Genomic DNA, 4,316 nt, shown 5'->3' on the forward strand with positions numbered 1-4,316 from the left:
CTGCTGCATGCCGCCCGACAGCTGCCACGGGTACTTGTTCTCGAAGCCGCGCAGCCCGGCCATCTCGATCAGCTGCTGCGCGCGCTCGCGGGCCGCCGCCATCGGCAGGCCGCGGATCTCGGCCTGCAGCAGGATGTTGTCGATGACGCGCCGCCACGGCAGCAGCAGCGCGTTCTGGAACACGATGCCCACGTCGGTCTGCGGGCCGTTGACCGGGCGGCCGGAGAGCGTCAACTCGCCGCCGCTCGCGGGCAGCAGCCCGGCCACCAGCTTCAGCAGCGTGCTCTTGCCGCAGCCCGACGGGCCGACCACCGAGACGAACTCGCCGGCCCGGATCGCCAGGTCGAGCGGGCGCAGCGTCTCGACGTCGCCGTCCTGCGTGCGGTAGGTCTTGTGCAGGCCGCGCGCCTCGATCAACACAGGCGCCGGCGCGGCCGACGCGACGGGTTTCAGCACGGCGCTCATCGGCATGTCACGGCAGATAGTCCAGCGCGACGTAGTCTTCCGGCTTGCCGCGCGTGRCCGGGTCCATGCCGCCGTATTGCACCAGCAGGTCCAGCGATTCGGCGACGTTCTTCATCGACACCCGCAGCGGCCGCAGCGACCGCGTCTCGTCGGTGTGGTACAGCGCCGTCGTCAGCTTCAGGCCGGTCAGCATGGTGTCGCGCTGGCCCGACTTGGGGTTGGCCTTCAGCGTCGCGTCGACCGCGGCCTCGGGGCTCTTCTCGGCCTCTTCGAGCGCGCGCGTGGTGGCACGCAGAAAGCGCTTCACCAGGTCGGCCTTGGCGGCCAGCGTGTCCTTGTGCGCGACGATGCCGGAGCTGATCAGGTTGACGCCGTAGTCGGCGAAGCGCACCACCTGCACTTGCTTCTTCGTCGCATCCTGCAGCTTGATGTTCTGGTCCATCACGTAGCCGAGCAGCAGGTCGGCCTGGCCGTTGATCACCGCATTCAGCTTGGTCTGCGCGTCGCCCGAGACGGTCTTGAACTGGTTCTCCTGCAGCCCGGTCTTCTTCAGGAACAGCGGCCAGATCTGGCTCATCGAGTCGCCGGGCGTCATCGCGACGGTCTTGCCGGCGATGTCCTTCGCGGTCTTCACGCCCTTCTCGGAGAAGCCCATCACCGACATCGGGCTGACCTGCAGCGCGACGCCCACCGCCTTCACCGGCGCGCCCTTGGCGGCGGCCTTCACCATCGTCGGCACGTCGACGTAGCCGAAGGTGGCCGAGCCTGCCGCCACCGCCTGGATCGACACCGCCGAGCCGCGGCCCTCCTGGATCTCCAGGTCGATGTTCTCGGCCTCGTAGAAGCCTTTCTCCTTGCCGATGAAGAAGGGCGCGTGCTCGCTGTACACGTACCAGTTGAGCAGCAGCACGACCTTGTCGCGCGATTGCGCGAAGGCGGGCAGCGCCAGCGTGGAGCCCAGGGCGGCCAGGGCCGCGGCGCGGGCCAGGGTGCGTCGTCTCATGCTTGTCTCCTTCGTTGTATTCAATGCGCTGGCTGCTGCCCGTCACGCTGCGACGCGTGCCACGGCATCAGCCAGCGTTCGACCCCTTCGATCGCGAGGAACAGCAGCACGCCCACCAGCGACAGCAGCACCAGCGCGGCGAACATCAGCGGCAGGTCGAAGCTGCCGGTGGCCTTCTGCAGCACGTAGCCGATGCCGGAGTTGGAGCCGACGAACTCGCCGACCACCGCGCCCACCACCGCCAGCGTCACCGAGACCTTCAGGCCGCTGAAGATCGACGGCAGCGCGGTGGGCAGCCGGAACTTGATGAACACCTTCCACGGGCTCGCGCCCATCGAGCGGGCCAGGTCGATCACGTCGGCCTCGACCGACTTGAAGCCCTGCACCGTGGCGACCACCACCGGGAAGAAGCCGAGCAGGAAGGCGGCGATCACCTTGGGCACGATGCCGAAGCCGAACCACACGACGAACAGCGGCGCGATCGCCACCTTCGGGATCGACTGCGAGAACACCAGCAGCGGGTAGACGAAGCTCTCGACCAGGCGCGACGAGGCGATCCACATCGCGATCGGCACGCCGAACAGCGCCGACAGCGCGAAGCCGCCCAGCGWGGCGTACAGCGTGGGCAGCGTCTCGCGCAGCAGCATCGGCCCCTCGGCCACCAACTGGTGGGCCACCGACCACGGCGTGGGGATCAGGTAGGGCGGGATGCGGAACAGCCGCACTGCCAGGTCCCACAGCACCAGCAGCACCACCAGCAGCCAGGCCGGGCGCAGCGCGGGAGACAGGAGCCAGCGTTTCATCGTGCGGTCCTTCTTCACTGTTTGGTGAATTACGTGAGTGCGGCGTCAGTCCCGCAGGACATAGCCCATCACCACCTCGGTGATGTGCGAGAGGCGCTCCGACAAGGCCTTGGTCGCCATCAGGTCGCGCCCGAAGATGGTCGACAGCGTGTGGTTGTTCGACAGGTAGAAGTACGCCAGGCCGGCGATCGAGATGTAGAGCTGCACCGCGTCGACACCGCCGCGGAAGGTGCCTTCGCGGCGGCCGCGCTCGAGCACCTCGCCGAGCGTCTGCACCAGCGGCGAGTTCATCTCGCGGATGCGGCTGGACGCCTTCAGGTGGCGGGCGCGGTGCAGGTTCTCGCTGTTCAGCAGCGTCAGGAATTCCGGGTGCGCGAGGTAGTGCTCCCAGGTGAACGACACCAGTCGGCGCACCGCGTCGGGCGGGCTCAGGCGTTCGAGGTGGAGTTCGCGCTCGGCGCTGCGGATGTCGGCATAGGTCTGCTCGAGCACCGCGAGGAACAGCTCGTCCTTGCCGCCGAAGTAGTAGTAGATGAGGCGCTTGTTGACGCCGGCGCGCTCGGCGATGCCGTCGATGCGCGCGCCGCCCAGGCCGCTTGCAGCGAACTCGTGCATCGCGGCGCGCAGGATCTCCTGCTGCGTGCGCTCGGCGTCACGGGTGCGCAGCTCGACGACATTGGCAGCGCTGGCAGCAGTGGCGGGCAGGGGCGACGGCATGGTGCCCATAATTCAACGAATGGTGAATTATGGGCATCCGGTCGAACCCTAGTTCGGCAGGCGCAGCCCCATCAGGCTGTCGACCGCGGCGCGCGTGATCGTGTTCGGCAATGCCGGCACGATGGCCTTCAACGAGGCCGGGATGGCGCCCGGGTGGACCATCGCCACCTGCACCGCGCGCGATTGCTCGTCGAGCAGCACCAGGTAGTAGCGGTCGTCCACCGGGCGGCGCCAGACCGGGCCGGCGCTGCCGCGGGTGTTGGCGTCGACCACGGCGCCCTGCTTCATCACCGTCAGGCTGTTGGCGTCGAGCAGGTCGGCATCGGCCGCGAAGTGGTCCATCGTGCAGCCCTTGACGCCGCAGGTCGAGCCGCCCAGCGAGCCCACCTGGTACGAGCGGATGCCGGTGCTGATGATGTCGCGGTTGCCGTACTGCGTGCCCTGCGATTCGGCCACCACCTCGAGGATGTTGATCTGGCCGCAGCCGTCGCCGAGCCCGGCGTTGCCCGGGGGTGTTGCTGAAGCAGTGGCAGGGGCTGTAGCCCGACCAGCCGTCGCGGTACAGCTCCGACGGGGCGACCGCGAGCCACGGCGAGTCTTCGGCCTTCTCGTCCTTGCCGTCGGTGACGCAGCTCAGCGGCTTCATCGTCGGGTCGTCGGCGTACGGCATGCCGGCCAGCATCACGACGAGCTTCGAGCCCTTCCAGCCGACGAAGTCGAGGTCGGAGCCCGGGCAGTACGGGTCGCTGCCGGGGCCGCACTTGAACGGCTTCTCCTGTGACGCGAAGACGGTGCAGCTGTTGCCGAGCTCACTGGGCAGCACCTTCGAACCTTTCGGCCCGGAGAAGTGGAAGTTGTACGGCTTGTCGGGCGTGCGGCGGTCCCAGAACGAGCGGATCGCCCAGTTGCCGTCGGTGGTGGTCAGCGGCTGGTAGACGACCAGCTGCTTGATGCGCAGCGGGCCGTCGAGCACCAGCCCGAGTTCTTCGTTGAACGGGCTGATCCTGTCGCTGGTGACGTCGTGCTTCGTGCGGCAGCAGGATTCATCGCCCCACGGGAACTTGATGACTTCCGACTGCACGTTGCAGCTCGCGCTGCCGGCCTGCGCCTCGATCCGGCGGCCCCAGTAGCCCTTGGCGCCGATGTTCGTGAAGGTCAGCGTGCCGCCGAGCGTCGGCGTGCCGTTGTTGCTCGTCGGGGACGCGGTGTGGGCGGGGGCCTGGGTGTTGCCGAGGTCCGGCCAGGTGTTGGCGGACGGTGCGGGGGCCGGAGCCGGGCTCGGTGCCGGCGCGGGTGCCGGACTCGGTGCGGGTGCGGGGCTTGGGGAT

The 4,316-nt window shown here is 68.5% G+C and carries 4 protein-coding genes and 1 pseudogene; all 5 read right to left on the bottom strand.

Translation table 11 applies throughout. From position 1 onward, the window contains the following. On the bottom strand, window positions 1-471 hold a 471-nt coding region (locus tag AC1D01_RS22745), incomplete at its 3' end, for an ABC transporter ATP-binding protein (protein ID WP_477870319.1). 1 nt (window position 472) lies between these two features. Then, window positions 473-1,468, bottom strand: coding sequence for an ABC transporter substrate-binding protein (locus tag AC1D01_RS22750; RefSeq protein ID WP_477870321.1), 996 nt, complete (start codon window positions 1,466-1,468; stop codon window positions 473-475). A 20-nt stretch (window positions 1,469-1,488) separates the two neighbouring features. Beyond that, window positions 1,489-2,271: an ABC transporter permease gene (locus AC1D01_RS22755; RefSeq protein WP_477870323.1), complete on the bottom strand. Its 783-nt coding sequence runs from the start codon at window positions 2,269-2,271 to the stop codon at window positions 1,489-1,491. Window positions 2,272-2,316: 45 nt separating this feature from the next. After that, window positions 2,317-2,988: a TetR family transcriptional regulator gene (locus AC1D01_RS22760; protein ID WP_477870325.1), complete on the bottom strand. Its 672-nt coding sequence runs from the start codon at window positions 2,986-2,988 to the stop codon at window positions 2,317-2,319. A 48-nt stretch (window positions 2,989-3,036) separates the two neighbouring features. Then, window positions 3,037-4,316 (bottom strand): annotated as a pseudogene (locus AC1D01_RS22765) (DUF2403 domain-containing lipoprotein); the annotation flags it as partial.

Source organism: Rhizobacter sp. P3_B12 (assembly GCF_056402895.1).